General features: G+C 62.6%; 16 protein-coding genes. 13 read left to right on the top strand and 3 right to left on the bottom strand.

Features of this window, described 5'->3' with window-relative positions; translation table 11 throughout:
* The first annotated feature begins 181 nt into the window (after positions 1–181).
* From hslV to NVV93_RS02260, 7 genes are all read left to right on the top strand, one after another.
* Positions 182–712: an ATP-dependent protease subunit HslV gene (gene hslV, locus NVV93_RS02290; RefSeq protein ID WP_258252845.1), complete on the top strand. Its 531-nt coding sequence runs from the start codon at positions 182–184 to the stop codon at positions 710–712.
* Positions 713–782: 70 nt separating this feature from the next.
* Complete coding sequence (hslU, locus tag NVV93_RS02285) at positions 783–2,120, top strand: ATP-dependent protease ATPase subunit HslU (RefSeq protein ID WP_258252844.1); 1,338 nt, start codon at positions 783–785, stop codon at positions 2,118–2,120.
* Between the two features lie 216 nt (positions 2,121–2,336).
* A complete protein-coding gene (locus NVV93_RS02280; RefSeq protein WP_258252843.1) occupies positions 2,337–2,711 on the top strand; it encodes a DUF971 domain-containing protein in 375 nt (124 codons plus the stop codon).
* Positions 2,712–2,970: 259 nt separating this feature from the next.
* Positions 2,971–4,653: a class II poly(R)-hydroxyalkanoic acid synthase gene (gene phaC / locus NVV93_RS02275; protein ID WP_258252842.1), complete on the top strand. Its 1,683-nt coding sequence runs from the start codon at positions 2,971–2,973 to the stop codon at positions 4,651–4,653.
* A gap of 161 nt (positions 4,654–4,814) precedes the next feature.
* Positions 4,815–5,672, top strand: coding sequence for a poly(3-hydroxyalkanoate) depolymerase (gene phaZ / locus NVV93_RS02270; RefSeq protein WP_258254268.1), 858 nt, complete (start codon positions 4,815–4,817; stop codon positions 5,670–5,672).
* A gap of 177 nt (positions 5,673–5,849) precedes the next feature.
* Positions 5,850–7,532 (top strand): class II poly(R)-hydroxyalkanoic acid synthase, encoded by a 1,683-nt coding sequence (gene phaC, locus NVV93_RS02265; protein WP_258252841.1) that lies wholly within the window; start codon positions 5,850–5,852, stop codon positions 7,530–7,532.
* 75 nt (positions 7,533–7,607) lie between these two features.
* Entirely contained in the window at positions 7,608–8,222 is a 615-nt protein-coding gene (locus tag NVV93_RS02260; protein WP_258252840.1) for a TetR/AcrR family transcriptional regulator, read from the top strand.
* Positions 8,223–8,269: 47 nt separating this feature from the next.
* On the opposite strand, the gene NVV93_RS02255 is transcribed toward NVV93_RS02260, so the two are convergent.
* The 3 genes from NVV93_RS02255 to NVV93_RS02245 all read right to left on the bottom strand — a co-directional run bounded on the left by NVV93_RS02255 (position 8,270) and on the right by NVV93_RS02245 (position 10,246).
* Positions 8,270–9,115: a phasin family protein gene (locus tag NVV93_RS02255; protein ID WP_258252839.1), complete on the bottom strand. Its 846-nt coding sequence runs from the start codon at positions 9,113–9,115 to the stop codon at positions 8,270–8,272.
* Positions 9,116–9,126: 11 nt separating this feature from the next.
* Complete coding sequence (locus NVV93_RS02250; protein WP_258252838.1) at positions 9,127–9,558, bottom strand: phasin family protein; 432 nt, start codon at positions 9,556–9,558, stop codon at positions 9,127–9,129.
* 412 nt (positions 9,559–9,970) lie between these two features.
* Positions 9,971–10,246, bottom strand: a complete 276-nt coding sequence (locus tag NVV93_RS02245; RefSeq protein ID WP_258252837.1) for a polyhydroxyalkanoic acid system family protein — start codon at positions 10,244–10,246, stop codon at positions 9,971–9,973.
* A gap of 136 nt (positions 10,247–10,382) precedes the next feature.
* Here NVV93_RS02245 and ubiE point away from each other — a divergent pair, with 136 nt between their 5' ends.
* The 6 genes from ubiE (at position 10,383) to NVV93_RS02215 (ending at position 14,447) form a co-directional block, all read left to right on the top strand.
* Positions 10,383–11,153, top strand: a complete 771-nt coding sequence (gene ubiE / locus NVV93_RS02240) for a bifunctional demethylmenaquinone methyltransferase/2-methoxy-6-polyprenyl-1,4-benzoquinol methylase UbiE (protein ID WP_258252836.1) — start codon at positions 10,383–10,385, stop codon at positions 11,151–11,153.
* Positions 11,153–11,776: an SCP2 domain-containing protein gene (locus NVV93_RS02235; protein WP_258252835.1), complete on the top strand. Its 624-nt coding sequence runs from the start codon at positions 11,153–11,155 to the stop codon at positions 11,774–11,776. Before ubiE ends, NVV93_RS02235 begins: the two co-directional genes overlap by 1 nt.
* Positions 11,773–13,377 carry a ubiquinone biosynthesis regulatory protein kinase UbiB gene (gene ubiB, locus NVV93_RS02230; RefSeq protein WP_258252834.1) on the top strand — a complete coding sequence of 535 codons (1,605 nt, stop codon included), beginning with the start codon at positions 11,773–11,775 and terminating at the stop codon, positions 13,375–13,377. The genes NVV93_RS02235 and ubiB overlap by 4 nt, the downstream gene beginning before the upstream one ends.
* A 65-nt stretch (positions 13,378–13,442) precedes the next feature.
* Positions 13,443–13,844 carry a phosphoribosyl-AMP cyclohydrolase gene (gene hisI / locus NVV93_RS02225; protein WP_258252833.1) on the top strand — a complete coding sequence of 134 codons (402 nt, stop codon included), beginning with the start codon at positions 13,443–13,445 and terminating at the stop codon, positions 13,842–13,844.
* Positions 13,837–14,172 (top strand): phosphoribosyl-ATP diphosphatase, encoded by a 336-nt coding sequence (locus NVV93_RS02220; RefSeq protein WP_258252832.1) that lies wholly within the window; start codon positions 13,837–13,839, stop codon positions 14,170–14,172. The genes hisI and NVV93_RS02220 overlap by 8 nt, the downstream gene beginning before the upstream one ends.
* A 20-nt stretch (positions 14,173–14,192) precedes the next feature.
* Positions 14,193–14,447, top strand: coding sequence for a twin-arginine translocase TatA/TatE family subunit (locus NVV93_RS02215; RefSeq protein ID WP_258252831.1), 255 nt, complete (start codon positions 14,193–14,195; stop codon positions 14,445–14,447).
* Positions 14,448–14,455 lie beyond the last annotated feature (8 nt).

The raw sequence follows: 14,455 nt of genomic DNA, 5'->3' as shown, positions 1-14,455 counted from the left end.
CGAGCGATACCAACCCTACCCCAACTCGTCACCCAAACCGCCCGTTGGGCATCGGTGCTGCGCACCTCAGCCCAACCTACGTTACAGCCGCACGACTAAGCGGCCGGTTGAAATGCCGGAAAAACTCCCCCATATGGTTCTTCATTAGGGCATTTCGCCCCGTAGCGTGGAGATCCACCTCTTGACCACCATCGTTTCAGTCCGCCGCCAAGGCAAAGTCGTCATGGGCGGCGACGGCCAAGTTTCCCTCGGCAACACCGTGATGAAAGGCAACGCCAAGAAAGTCCGGCGCCTCTACCACGGCCAGGTAATCGCCGGCTTCGCTGGCGCCACCGCGGATGCCTTCACGCTGTTCGAGCGCTTTGAAGGTCAGCTGGAGAAACACCAGGGCCACCTGGTGCGTGCCGCCGTCGAGTTGGCCAAAGAGTGGCGCACCGATCGCTCGCTGAGTCGCCTGGAAGCCATGCTGGCGGTCGCCAACAAGGACGCCTCACTGATCATCACCGGCAACGGCGATGTGGTCGAACCCGAAGACGGCCTGATCGCCATGGGTTCCGGCGGCCCCTACGCTCAAGCCGCGGCCCGCGCACTACTGATGCACACCGAGTTGTCGGCCCGCGAGATCGCCGAAACCGCGCTGAACATCGCCGGCAGCATCTGCGTATTCACCAACCAGAACCTGACACTCGAGGAGCTGGACTACGCCGAATAAGGCGTCATCCAGCTTGCTCCGGCGGTCGAGCGCAGTGCTCGCCGCCCCACCTCCTTAACGAGCCAGCCCCATGCCCATGACCCCCCGTGAAATCGTCCACGAACTCAACCGCCATATCATCGGCCAGGACGACGCCAAGCGCGCCGTGGCGATCGCCCTGCGCAACCGCTGGCGGCGCATGCAATTGCCGGCCGAATTGCGCCAGGAAGTGACACCGAAGAACATCCTGATGATCGGCCCGACCGGGGTCGGCAAAACTGAGATCGCCCGGCGCCTGGCCAAACTGGCCAATGCGCCGTTCCTCAAGGTCGAGGCGACCAAGTTCACCGAGGTCGGCTATGTCGGCCGCGATGTCGAGTCGATCATCCGCGACCTTGCCGACGCGGCGATCAAGCTGCTGCGCGAACAGGAAATCGTCCGCGTCCGCCATCGCGCCGAGGACGCCGCCGAGGAACGCATTCTCGATGCGCTGCTGCCGCCGGCGCGCAGCTTCGGCGAGGAAGCCGCGCAGCCCAGCGACTCCAACACCCGCCAGCTGTTCCGCAAACGCCTGCGCGAGGGCCAGCTGGACGACAAGGAAATCGAGATCGAAGTCGCCGAGAGCCCGGCCGGCGTCGAGATCATGGCCCCGCCGGGCATGGAAGAGATGACCAACCAGCTGCAGAACCTGTTCGCCAACATGGGCAAGGGCAAGAAGAAGAACCGCAAGCTGAAGATCGCCGACGCGCTGAAACTGGTGCGCGACGAAGAGGCCGCACGCCTGGTCAACGAGGAAGAGCTCAAGGCCCGCGCACTGGAGGCCGTGGAGCAACATGGCATCGTGTTCATCGATGAGATCGACAAGGTCGCCAAGCGCGGCAATGTCGGCGGTGCCGATGTGTCCCGCGAGGGCGTACAGCGCGACCTGCTGCCGCTGATCGAAGGCTGCACGGTGAACACCAAGCTGGGCATGGTCAAAACCGACCATATCCTGTTCATCGCCTCGGGCGCGTTCCACCTTAGCAAGCCGAGCGATCTGGTCCCGGAGCTGCAGGGCCGCCTGCCGATCCGCGTCGAGCTCAAGGCGCTGTCGCCGCAGGACTTCGAGCGCATTCTCACCGAGCCGCACGCCTCGCTGACCGAGCAGTACAGCGCTCTGCTGCAGACCGAGGGGTTGACCATCGAGTTCGCCGAGGACGCCATCAAGCGCATCGCCGAGATCGCCTGGCAGGTCAACGAGAAGACCGAGAACATCGGCGCACGGCGTCTGCATACGCTGCTCGAACGGCTGCTCGAAGAGGTCTCGTTCAGCGCCGGCGACCTGGCCGCACAGCACGACGACAAGCCGATCCGCATCGACGCCGCCTACGTCAACAACCACCTCGGCGAGTTGGCCAAGGACGAGGACCTGTCGCGCTATATTCTCTAAGAACCTGTCTCGGATCTGCTGCGCGTCGGAAAAGCTGCGTTGAAAACGGCTTCGGAATGCTCATTTACAACTTGTAAACTCCGCTTCCTCAGCCGTTTTCGCCTGGTTTTTCTCTAGCTCGCGAGATCCGAAACAGGTTCTAAGTAACGGCGCGAGCCTGCTTGCTGGCGTGCGCGCCGGCAAGCTCACTTCCACGTCAGGCCGGAGCCACCCACGATGCGCATCCCCAGCGCCATCAAACTGCACAAGACCTCGAAAACCCTGGAGCTGGAATATGCCCCAGGCGAGTGCTACATCCTGCCCGCCGAGTTTCTCCGCGTGCACTCGCCGTCGGCCGAGGTGCAGGGCCATGGCCGGCCGATTCTGCAGTACGGCAAGCTGGGCGTTGGTTTGAGTAAGATCGAGCCTGCCGGGCAGTACGCACTAAAACTGTGCTTCGACGACGGGCATGACAGCGGACTGTTCACCTGGGATTACCTCGAGCAACTGGCGCAACGCCAGGATCAGCTGTGGGCCGATTACCTGGCTGAACTGGCCAAGGCCGGCAAGTCCCGCGACCCCTCCGAATCCGTCGTCAAACTGATGCTCTAACTCGCCGGTTAGGGCGCGCTTTCTAAATCCCCTCGACATACTCCGCTCGCGTATGACCGGCCGTACGCCCGGCTTGCGCAAAATCACGTCTCGGGTTACCAAGGTTCTGGCAGGTTCCGTGCATTTGCTCAGGCGAATGCAGAGCATGACGCGGAGTTCTCTCCGCCCCCGGTAACCCGAGCAGTACCTGGCCCGCGCTTTGTGTCCGCGCGCACAGACGCCCCGCCGGTACTTGTTTCAGGACAATGGAGCGTCGTAGATGAGCAACAAGAGCAACGAGGATTTGCAGCGCCAAGCCTCCGAAAGCACCCTGGGTCTGAACCCGGTGGTCGGCTTGCGCAGCAAGGACATTCTGACATCTGCCCGTATGGTGTTGGCCCAGGCCATCAAGCAACCTTTCCATAGCGCCAAGCATGTGGCGCAGTTCGGCCTGCAACTGAAGAACGTCCTGCTCGGTCAATCCGACTTGCAACCGTCGGACGGCGACCGCCGCTTCGCCGATCCGGCCTGGAGCCAGAATCCGCTGTATCGCCGCTATCTACAGACCTACCTGGCCTGGCGCAAAGAACTGCATGCCTGGATCGAGGAGAGCAACCTCGACGAGCAGGATGTCCGCCGCGGCCACTTCGTTCTCGATCTGCTCACCGAGGCGATGTCGCCCAGCAACAGCATGGCCAACCCGGCGGCGATCAAACGCTTCTTCGAAACCGGCGGCAAGAGCCTGCTCGACGGCCTCGGCCATCTGGCCAAAGACCTGGTGAACAATGGCGGGATGCCCAGCCAGGTGAACATGGATGCCTTCGAAGTCGGCAAGAACCTCGCGCTGACCGAGGGCGCGGTGGTGTTCCGCAACGACCTGATCGAGCTGATCCAGTATCAGCCGAGCACCGAGCAGGTCCACTCACGGCCGCTGCTGGTGGTGCCGCCGCAGATCAACAAGTTCTACGTCTTCGACCTGTCCCAGGAGAAGAGCCTGGCGCGCTTCAACCTGCGCAACGGCGTGCAGACCTTCATCATCAGCTGGCGCAACCCGACCAAGGCGCAACGCGAGTGGGGCCTGTCGACCTATATCGAGGCGCTCAAGGAAACCATCGACGTAGTGCTGGCGATCACCGGCAGCCCCGATCTCAATCTGCTCGGCGCCTGCTCCGGCGGCATCACCTGCGCCGCGCTGCTTGGCCATTACGCGGCCACTGGCGAAAACAAAGTGAATGCCGTGACTCTGCTGGTCAGCGTGCTCGACACCCAGCTGGACACTCAGGTCGCGCTGTTCGTCAACGAGCAGACCCTCGAAGCCGCCAAGCGCCACTCCTACCAAGCCGGCGTGCTGGAAGGCAAGGACATGGCTAAGGTGTTCGCCTGGATGCGCCCCAACGACTTGATCTGGAACTACTGGGTCAACAACTACCTGCTCGGCAATGAGCCACCGGTGTTCGACATCCTCTATTGGAACAACGACACCACGCGCCTACCGGCGACCTTCCATGGCGATCTGATCGAGCTGTTCAAGACCAACCCGCTGACGCGGCCCAACGCCCTGGAAGTCTGCGGCACGCCGATCGATCTCCAGCAGGTCAAGTGCGACATCTACTGTCTGGCCGGGATCAACGACCACATCACCCCGTGGGAGTCCTGCTACCGCTCGGCGCGGCTGTTTGGTGGCAATATCGAATTCGTGCTCTCCAACAGCGGGCACATCCAGAGCATCCTCAACCCGCCGGGCAATCCCAAGGGCCGCTTCATGACCGGTAACGGCACGATGCCTCACGATCCCAAGGCCTGGATGGCCGACTCGACCAAGCAACCGGACTCCTGGTGGCTGCACTGGCAGGCCTGGATGGCCGAGCGCTCCGGCGAGTTGCAAGCGGCGCCGGGCTTCCTCGGCAACAAATCCTTCCCGGCTGGCGAAGCCGCGCCTGGTACCTACGTGCATGAACGATGAAAACTGAAACCCCAGCAGTGGCGACGGATAGCGCCACTTACTCAGGCGAGCTTGCCGACACCACACCCGCGCCGCTGAAAAAACAGGCCGCGCGGCGCACCACTACGCCCGGCACCGCTCACGGTGCCGCTGTCGCCAAGCCTTCGCCGGGGGCCTCCAACATGCCGCAACCGTTTGTCTTCCGAACCATCGAGCTCGACGGCCTGAGCATCCGCACCGCGGTGCGCCCGGGCAAGCCACATCTGACGCCGCTGCTGATCTTCAACGGGATCGGCGCCAACCTGGAACTGGTGTTTCCGTTCGTGCAGGCGCTCGATCCGGATCTCGAAGTGATTGCCTTCGACGTGCCGGGGGTCGGCGGTTCGTCGACCCCCGGTACGCCCTATCGCTTTCCGGGCCTGGCCAAGCTGGCGGCGCGCATGCTCGATTATCTGGATATCGGCCAGGTCAGTGCGATCGGCGTGTCCTGGGGCGGCGCGCTGGCCCAGCAATTCGCCCATGACTATCCCGAGCGCTGCAAGAAACTGGTGCTCGCCGCCACCTCGGCCGGCGCGGTGATGGTGCCGGGCAAGCCGCGGGTGCTCTGGCGCATGGCCAGCCCACGGCGTTACATCCAGCCCTCGTATGGTGTACGCATCGCCGCCGACATCTATGGCGGCGCCTTCCGCCGTGACAGCGGCCTGGCGCTGGCGCATGCCAGCAAGGTGCGCTCCTCCGGCAAGCTCGGTTATTACTGGCAGCTGTTTGCCGGCTTTGGCTGGACGAGCATCCATTGGTTGCATCGCATCCAGCAACCGACCCTGGTGCTGGCCGGCGATGACGATCCGCTGATTCCCCTGATCAACATGCGCCTGCTCGCCTGGCGGATTCCCAACGCCGAGCTGCATGTGATCGACGACGGCCATTTGTTCCTCATCACCCGTGCCGAGGCCGTGGCACCGATCATCATGAAATTCCTCCAGGAAGAGCGCCAACGGGCGGTCATGCACCCGCAACCGGCAGCACTGCGCAGCCACTGAACGCCGACGCACGGCGGCGGTGCATGCATTCGAACCTTGACCCATCGCGAGGCCTCATGTAACTCCTGTATCCCTCGCGCGGCAGTCTGGAATGCACCTCCGGCGCGCATTGGTACAGGCCTTGCTGCTTGTCTCACTGACGTTGCCTTCTTCTGATCGCCCACGGAGTGTTGCTCTATGCGTGATAAATCAGCTGCGCCTTCCCTCCCTGTTTCTAGCCATTTCATGAACGCCCAAAACGCCGTTGTCGGCCTGCGCGGACGGGATCTGTTTTCCAGCATTCGCGGCATCACCGTGCACAGCCTCAAGCACCCCCGGCACAACGCCAAACACCTGTTCGCCCTGGGCAAACAATTCGGCCGCGTGCTGCTGGGCGATACGCCCTATAAGCCCAATCCGACCGACAGCCGTTTCGCCGACCCGACGTGGACGCTCAACCCGTTCTACCGACGCAGCCTGCAGGCTTATCTGGTCTGGCAGAAACAACTCAGCCAATGGATCGCGGAAAGCGAGATGAGCGCCGACGACCGTGCCCGTGCGCAGTTCCTCGCCAACTTGCTCGGCGACGCCCTGGCGCCGTCCAATACGCTGCTCAATCCGCTGGTGCTCAAAGAGCTGTTCAATAGTGCTGGCAGCAGCCTGTTCAAGGGCGCCCGGCACCTGTATGACGACCTCTTGCACAACCATGGTCTGCCCAGCCAGGTGAATAAAGAGGCCTTCGAGGTCGGCAAGAATCTCGCTACCACCGCCGGCTCAGTGGTGTTTCGCAATGAGTTGCTGGAGCTGATCCAGTACCGGCCACTGAGCGAAAAGCAGTACCTCAAGCCGCTGCTGATCGTGCCGCCGCAGATCAACAAGTTTTATATCTTCGACCTCAGCCCGGAGAAGAGCCTCGTCCAGTACGCGCTGAAGGGCGGCATCCAGACGTTCATCGTCAGCTGGCGAAATCCGGATGCGCGGCACCGTGAGTGGGGCCTGTCGAGCTATGTCCAGGCGCTGGAAGAAGCGCTCGATGTCTGCCGCTCGATCACCGGCAGCAAGGACGTGCACCTGATGGGCGCCTGCGCCGGCGGCCTGACCATGGCCGCCCTGCAAGGCCATCTGCAAGCCAAGCGGCAGCTGCGCAAAGTCGCCAGCGCGACCTACACCGTGAGCCTGCTGGACAGCCAGATCGACAGCCCGGCGATGCTGTTCGCCGACGAACAAACCCTCGAGTCGGCCAAGCGCCGCTCGTATCAGCAAGGCGTGCTGGACGGCCGCGACATGGCGCGGATTTTCGCCTGGATGCGTCCCAACGATTTGATCTGGAACTACTGGGTCAACAACTACCTGCTCGGCAAGCAGCCGCCGGCCTTCGACATCCTCTACTGGAACAACGACAACACGCGCCTACCGGCGGCCCTGCATGGCGATCTGCTGGACTTGTTCAAACACAATCCGCTGACCCGCGCCGGTGGCCTGGAGGTTTGCGGTACGCCGATCGACCTGCAGAAAGTCACCGTCGACAGCTTCAGCGTGGCCGGGATCAACGACCACATCACGCCGTGGGATACGGTCTACCGCTCGACGTTGCTGCTCGGTGGGAATCGACGCTTCATCCTTTCCAACAGCGGACACATCCAGAGCATCCTCAACCCGCCAGGCAACCCCAAGGCGAATTTCTATGAGAACAGCAAGCTCAGCTCCGACCCGCGCGCCTGGTACTACGATGCCCAACAACACCATGGCAGCTGGTGGAGCGAGTGGCTGGAATGGCTCCAGGCGCGCGCTGGTGCGCAACGCGAGACGCAGGTGAATATCGGCAACAGCCACTACCCGGCAATGGAGGCGGCGCCCGGCACCTACGTGCACGTGCGTTGACGTGCCACTGACTCTGGTCGGCGCGCCGCCGACCAGCAACCGTTCGGCGAATGCCGGCAACGAAAAGATCATGGAATGAAGACCCGCGACCGCATCCTCGATTGCGCCCTGCAGTTGTTCAACGAGCTCGGCGAACCCAACGTCTCTACTCTGGAAATTGCCAACGAGCTGGATATCAGCCCGGGCAATTTGTATTACCACTTCCATGGCAAGGAGCCGCTGATCCTCGAGCTGTTCGCGCGCTTTCAGGCAGAAATAACGCCACTCCTCGACCCGCCTACCGACATTCGTCTGGAGCCGGAAGATTACTGGCTGTTTCTGCACCTGATCGTCGAGCGCCTGGCGCTCTATCGCTTCCTGTTCCAGGACCTCTCCAACCTGGCCAGCCGCCTGCCCAAGCTGGAGCGCGGCATACGCCTCTGGCTCAACACCCTGAAGCGCGCGATTGCCGCCTTGCTAGGCCACCTGAAAGCCGAGCGGCAGCTGACCAGCGATACCCAGGCGCTGGGCCTGCTGGTCGAGCAGATCACCCTGACCCTGCTGTTTTCCCTGGATTACCAACGCATCATCGGCGGCGAAGGTGAAAGTCGGCTGGTGGTCTTCCAGGTGATGATGCTGGTCGCGCCGCACCTGACCCGAGGTTCACGCAATGCCGCCGAGCAGTTGGCGCAGCGCTATCTGCAGGTCTGAAACGCAAACGCCCGACACTAGGCCGGGCGTTCGTGGACCTGCAAAACTCAGGACGAGGTAGCGGGAGTCGCTGGCGTTACCGGCGCCGAAGGCGTCGTTGCAGCCGGAGCAGCACTCGGCGCGGCAGACGGTGCCGAGGCAGGTTTCGCCGCTGTCGCCGGTTTTGCAGCCGCAGGCTTGGCTGCGGGTTTAGCAGCTGGCTTGGCCGCCGCTTTCACTGCAGGCTTGGCGGCCGGTTTGCTCGCGGCTTTAGCGGCCGGTTTGGCGGCTGGCTTCGCTGCAGGTTTAGCTGCAGGTTTAGCTGCAGGTTTAGCTGCAGGTTTCGCCGCAACCTTGGCCGCTGGTTTGGCTGGCGCCTTGGCAGCAGGCTTGGCGACGGGTTTCGCTGCCGGCTTAGCGGCCGGTTTGCTGGCGGCCTTGGCCGCAGGTTTAGCAGCGGGTTTGGCAGCAACTTTGGTCGGTGCCTTAGTCGGAGCCTTGACCGAGTTGGCGGAAACCCCGGTGAGTTTTTCGATCTGTTTGGTCAAGGCTTCCACCTTGCCATGCAGGTCCTTGACCTCGTTACGGCTCGGAACGCCAAGGCGGGAGATGGCGCTGTTCAAACGTTTATCGAAAGCCTCTTCCAGCTCCTCCCATTTACCCAAGGCCAAATCGGCAACCTTGGACTTGGCCGACTTGGCTGAGGACTTCACTGCGCCGACCTGCTTGTCGACTTCGGTCTTGGCCAATTTCTCAGCCTTTTGGCCATCGGAAACCAGCGTATCGAACAGCTTATTGCCGTCCTTGCTGATCTTTGAATAGGCACCCAAGCCAGCCAACCAGATCTGCCGCGAGTACTTCTCGACCTCGCCAATCCAGGAGCTTCCTTTTTCGGATTTCTTTTTAGCCACCATCCCCGCTCTCCTTACTTAGTTTTGGTCACGCTCGCCAGCAACTCATTCAACACATCCAGCTTAGCAGACAGTGCTTCCACGTCCTGCCGGGACGGGATGCCGACACGATTGAGGGCGATGGCGACGCGATCATCGAAGGCCTTTTCGATTTTGTCGAAACGACTTTCCAGTTTGTCTTTCACGCTGATGACATTGCCCTTGACCTCATCGATCTGACTGTTGGCAGCCTCGACTTGTTCAGTCACCAGTTTCTTGCCCTGCTTCTCGACCGACTCGCCAGCCTTGACCAACTCTTTCAGATAATCCGCGCCTTCTTGCCCGGCCTTGGCATATGCCCCCAGACCCGCCAGCCAGATCTGCCGGCCGTAGTGCTTGATATCGGTCAGCACAGTGGATTGGCTGGCAATTTTTTCCACGTTCTTCTTAACAGCTACTTTCGACATGCTGCACCTCGCACAGGTGTTGAGGACACGCCCGCGGTAGCGGGCTTGAGTGCAAAGTAACGAAGAAAATTAGAATCCACATACTAGGGCCTGTTAACACTACTGACGCGAGCCGCGTTGCAGCGAGAAATGGCCCCCGGTTAGGCGCAGGACGCAGGCAATGGTCATTCCCTTGGCAAGTCCTGCAACGACAGCGGGGGCCATTTCCCGCGCAACCCTGCGGGACGGGCCTGCTTTTGCGCGAGGCTGCGTTTCTCGATGCTCATTTGGAATGCCAAACCTTGCATCTCGTGCCTTGCCTCGCGCAAAAAGAGGCTCCGGCACGGCCGTGTCAGTAGCGTTAACAGGCCCTAGGGCAACAGATCGTTTTTTTCCGGCGCCCGCGGCAAAAAACGTCGATGTCAGCGGGCGCTCAGGCGAGCTTCTCGTCGAGGGTGGTTTCGATTTCGCGCTTGATCGTCCCGCTCATAGCGGACAGCAGCAGCCCGAGTTTCAACTCGACGCGCACACGATCCTCGCCGACCTCGATGCTGCCGTCGGCACCGCTACGCTTGAACTCCAGGGTGTCACCGTTCCAGCGGTAGCTCACCTGATATTGCCTGGCCAGGCGCTCGGCCAATTGTTCGGCGCGTTCGCGAGCAGCCGCGCGGCCGAGGGAATGAGGACGTTCGATAGTGATGCGGGCCATAAGATGCTCCTAACCGCGGCCTGTGGTCGGCCGACTATATCAGGCTCGCCATCTGCGGCAGCTGGCCCGGCGGCCGCCAAGACAAAGCAGGTCGGCAGGATTAGAATGGCCGGCACTTTCTTCCGGTGGTAGCCCTATGAACGATCCACGCAAAGGCAGCGATGCCGAACCCAGTACCCATTTCGGTTACCAGAGCGTGCCGGAAAGCCAGAAGGCCGGAAAGGTCGCCGAGGTGTTCCACTCGGTCGCCGCCAAGTACGACTTGATGAACGATCTGATGTCCGCCGGCGTACACCGCCTGTGGAAGCGCTTCACCATCGAGCTGTCCGGTGTGCGCACCGGTAACCGGGTGCTCGACATCGCCGGCGGCACTGGCGATCTGGCTCGCCAGTTCTCGCGCCTGGTCGGCCCGACCGGCGAAGTGGTGCTGGCCGACATCAATGCTTCGATGCTCATGGTCGGCCGCGACAAGCTGCTCGACAGCGGCGTGTCGGGCAATGTCAGCTTCGTCCAGGCCGATGCCGAGAAGCTGCCCTTCCCCGACAACCATTTCGATTGCGTGACCATCGCCTTCGGCCTGCGCAACGTGACGCACAAAGACGACGCCCTGCGCTCCATGCTGCGCGTGCTCAAGCCGGGCGGTCGACTGCTGGTGTTGGAATTCTCCAAACCGAGCAGCAGCCTGCTGTCCAAGGCCTACGACGCGTACTCCTTCACCCTGCTGCCGCTGATGGGCAAGCTGATCACCAACGACTCGGAAAGCTACCGCTATCTGGCCGAATCGATCCGCATGCACCCGGACCAGGAAAGCCTCAAGGCGATGATGGTCGAGGCCGGTTTCGATCGCGTCACCTACCACAACATGACTGGCGGCATCGTCGCCCTGCATCGCGGCATCAAGCCCTGATGTTGTCCCAGGCCGTGCTAGCCGGCGTCGAGCTCGGTCTCAACCGCGTCTTGCGCCTCGACGCCACGGCTCTGCCACGTCTGGCGTCGCTGAATGGCGCGGTGATTGAAATCGACTGCCAGAAGCCACCCGTGCAGCTGTTTCTCTTGCCTTCCGAACAGGGCGTGCAACTTGCCGGCCATTGGGATGCGCCGGCCGATTGCCGTCTGCGCGCGCCCGCCGCCAGTTTGCTGCGCCTGGCCTTGAGTAAGGACAAAAGCAGTGTGCTGCATAGTCCGGAGATCGAGCTGCAGGGCGATAGCGCCGTGCTCCTGGATCTCGCCGCCGTGCTGCAGGACCTCGAGCTGGACTGGGAATACGAACTGTCGCGCTGGCTCGGCCCGCTCGGCGCGCAAGTGCTCGCCAGCCACCTGAAGCTGCGCGCGCGCTGGCTCGATCATGGTCTCGACAGCTTGCGCCTGAGCCTGGCCGATTTTCTCAGCGAGGAGTCGCGCAGTTTGGTCGGCACGGCGGAAGCCGAAGCCCGGTTTGCCGAATTGGACAGCCTGAAAGTCGCCCTCGAGCGCCTCGAAGCTCGCGTCGCCCGTCTCTCCCTTCCACCTGAACCCAGCGATCCCGCATGAAGCTGCTTGCCGTCCGCCGTCTGTTGCGCATTCAAAGCGTGGTCATCCGCTACCGTCTTGACGACCTGCTGTTCAACCTACCGCTGCCCTGGTGGCTGGCCGCTTCGCGCTATCTGCTGCCGTGGCGCTGGTTGCCGCGCAAGCGCCTGAACCTGACGCGCGGCGCCGCGCTGCGCCTGGCCTTGCAAGATCTCGGGCCGATTTTCATCAAGTTCGGCCAACTGCTGTCGACGCGCCGCGACCTGCTGCCGCCGGATATCGCCGACGAGCTGGCCTGGCTGCAGGATCAAGTGCCGCCGTTCGATCCCGAACATTCGGTGGCGTTGATCGAAGAGCAGTTGGGCGTCTCGGTGGCCGACGCCTTCGCGCGTTTCGACAGCCAGCCATTGGCCTCTGCCTCGGTGGCCCAGGTGCATGCCGCGCAGCTGAAAAGCGGCGAAGAAGTGGTGGTCAAGGTGATTCGCCCAGGGCTGCGGCCGATCATTCGCGCCGACCTGGCCTGGCTGTATCTGCTCGCCACACTGGCCGAGCGCATCTCCACCGAAGCGCGCCGCCTGCACCCGGTGGAAGTGGTCAGCGACTACGAGAAAACCATCTACGACGAGCTCGACCTGCTGCGCGAGGCGGCCAATTCCAGCCAGCTGCGGCGCAACTTCGAAGGCTCGCCGCTGCTCTATGTGCCACAGGTGTACTGGGATTGGTGCCGGCCCAAAGTGCTGGTCATGGAGCGTATCTACGGCGTGCCGGTGACCGATCTGGCGACCCTCGCCGACCAGCGCACCGACATGAAGCTGCTCGCCGAACGCGGCGTGGAGATCTTCTTCACCCAGGTGTTCCGCGACAGCTTCTTCCATGCCGACATGCACCCCGGCAACATCTTCGTCAGCACCCGCACGCCGTGGAGCCCGCAGTACATTGCCATCGACTGCGGCATCGTCGGCAGCCTGACCCCCGAGGATCAGGACTACCTGGCGCGCAACCTGATCGCCTTCTTCAAGCGCGATTACCGCAAGGTCGCGCAGCTGCATATCGACTCTGGCTGGGTGCCCGCCGGCACCAAGGTCAACGATTTCGAGGCGGCGATCCGCACGGTGTGCGAACCGATTTTCGAGCGGCCGTTGAAGGACATCTCCTTCGGCCAACTGCTGCTGCGCCTGTTCCAGACCGCCCGGCGTTTCAACATGGAAATCCAGCCGCAGCTGGTGCTGCTGCAGAAGACCCTGCTGAACATCGAGGGCCTCGGCCGCCAGCTGTATCCCGACCTCGACCTGTGGAGCACCGCCGCGCCGTTCCTCGAACGCTGGATGCGCGAGCGAGTCAGCCCCAAACAGCTGCTGAGCAATCTGCACAGCCAGGTCGAGCAAGTCCCGCATCTGGCCACCATGACCCGCGACCTGCTCGAACGCCTGTCGCAAGCGCATCTGCAAGATCCGCCAGCGCCGCGTCTCGAACCGCGCGATAGCTGGCTGCTGCGCCTGGCTGGTGCGGGCTTACTGGGTGGCGCTGCAGTGCTCGCGACCAGCGCTGCGCTGACCGCGCCCGAAGCCTGGCCGGCCTGGCTGATGGCCGCCGCCGGGATTTACCTGGTCGTGCGCCGATAGCCAGGCTGGTCGACGACAGGCAAACTGTATCCCTGTGAATACGGCCCCAGCGGGCGGAAAAACCGATGACTGACTGGCTCGACGAAATCAACTGGAACAGCGACGGCCTGGTGCCGGCAATCGCCCAGGACTACCAGACCGGCCGCGTGCTGATGATGGCCTGGATGAACCGCGAAGCCCTGGCTCTCACCGCCAGCGAGCAACGCGCCATTTACTGGTCGCGTTCGCGCGGCAAGCTGTGGCGCAAGGGTGAGGAATCCGGCCATGTGCAGAAGCTCCATGAACTGCGCCTGGACTGTGACGCCGACGTAATCGTGCTCAGCGTCGAGCAACTCGGCGGCATCGCCTGCCATACCGGCCGGCAAAGCTGCTTTTACCGGGTCTACCGGGACGGCGCCTGGCACATCGTCGATCCGGTACTCAAAGACCCGCACGCCATCTACTCTGCAGGACATAGCCATGAGTGACACGCTGACCCGCCTGGCCGAGGTGCTGGAGTCGCGCAAAGGCGCGCCGCCGGACAGCTCCTATGTAGCCAGCCTGTACCACAAGGGTCTGAACAAGATTCTCGAAAAAGTCGGCGAAGAGTCGGTGGAAACCATCCTCGCCGCCAAGGACGCCGCCGTCAGCGGCGACAGCACCGACCTGATCTACGAAACCGCCGACCTGTGGTTCCACAGCCTGGTCATGCTCGCCGCCCTTGGCCAGCATCCGCAGGCCGTGCTGGACGAACTGGATCGCCGTTTCGGACTGTCCGGGCATGCCGAAAAGGCCGCCCGCGAACCTTCCGCTTAATAGACATAGAGGAACGCGACATGGGCATTTTCGACTGGAAACACTGGATCGTCATTCTGATCGTCGTGGTCCTGGTGTTCGGCACCAAGAAACTCAAGAACCTCGGCAGCGACCTCGGCGAAACCATCAAGGGTTTCCGCAAGGCGATGAACGAGGACGAGGCCAAGCCCGCCGAGCCGCCAATCACCCCGGTCACCCCACAGCCGCCGCTGAACTCGCCGCACACCATCGACGCCCAGGCGCAGAAGGTCGAAGAGCCGCTGCGCAAGGACTGAGGTAGACC

The organism is Pseudomonas sp. LS44 (genome assembly GCF_024730785.1).
Classification (GTDB): Bacteria; Pseudomonadota; Gammaproteobacteria; order Pseudomonadales; family Pseudomonadaceae; genus Aquipseudomonas.
The sequence above is the reverse complement of the archived record's forward strand: the minus strand, read 5'-3'. Positions and strand labels throughout refer to the sequence as shown.

Bases quoted from the DNA above. Each gene is read 5' to 3' on its own strand.
- phaZ (WP_258254268.1), top strand. From the start codon at position 4,815: ATGCCGCAACCGTTTGTCTTCCGAACCATCGAGCTCGACGGCCTGAGC.
- NVV93_RS02280 (WP_258252843.1), top strand. From the start codon at position 2,337: ATGCGCATCCCCAGCGCCATCAAACTGCACAAGACCTCGAAAACCCTG.
- NVV93_RS02260 (WP_258252840.1), top strand. From the start codon at position 7,608: ATGAAGACCCGCGACCGCATCCTCGATTGCGCCCTGCAGTTGTTCAAC.
- NVV93_RS02220 (WP_258252832.1), top strand. From the start codon at position 13,837: ATGAGTGACACGCTGACCCGCCTGGCCGAGGTGCTGGAGTCGCGCAAA.
- hslU (WP_258252844.1), top strand. From the start codon at position 783: ATGCCCATGACCCCCCGTGAAATCGTCCACGAACTCAACCGCCATATC.
- phaC (WP_258252842.1), top strand. From the start codon at position 2,971: ATGAGCAACAAGAGCAACGAGGATTTGCAGCGCCAAGCCTCCGAAAGC.
- NVV93_RS02215 (WP_258252831.1), top strand. From the start codon at position 14,193: ATGGGCATTTTCGACTGGAAACACTGGATCGTCATTCTGATCGTCGTG.
- ubiE (WP_258252836.1), top strand. From the start codon at position 10,383: ATGAACGATCCACGCAAAGGCAGCGATGCCGAACCCAGTACCCATTTC.
- NVV93_RS02250 (WP_258252838.1), bottom strand. From the start codon at position 9,558: ATGTCGAAAGTAGCTGTTAAGAAGAACGTGGAAAAAATTGCCAGCCAA.
- NVV93_RS02255 (WP_258252839.1), bottom strand. From the start codon at position 9,115: ATGGTGGCTAAAAAGAAATCCGAAAAAGGAAGCTCCTGGATTGGCGAG.
- hisI (WP_258252833.1), top strand. From the start codon at position 13,443: ATGACTGACTGGCTCGACGAAATCAACTGGAACAGCGACGGCCTGGTG.
- ubiB (WP_258252834.1), top strand. From the start codon at position 11,773: ATGAAGCTGCTTGCCGTCCGCCGTCTGTTGCGCATTCAAAGCGTGGTC.
- NVV93_RS02235 (WP_258252835.1), top strand. From the start codon at position 11,153: ATGTTGTCCCAGGCCGTGCTAGCCGGCGTCGAGCTCGGTCTCAACCGC.
- NVV93_RS02245 (WP_258252837.1), bottom strand. From the start codon at position 10,246: ATGGCCCGCATCACTATCGAACGTCCTCATTCCCTCGGCCGCGCGGCT.
- phaC (WP_258252841.1), top strand. From the start codon at position 5,850: ATGCGTGATAAATCAGCTGCGCCTTCCCTCCCTGTTTCTAGCCATTTC.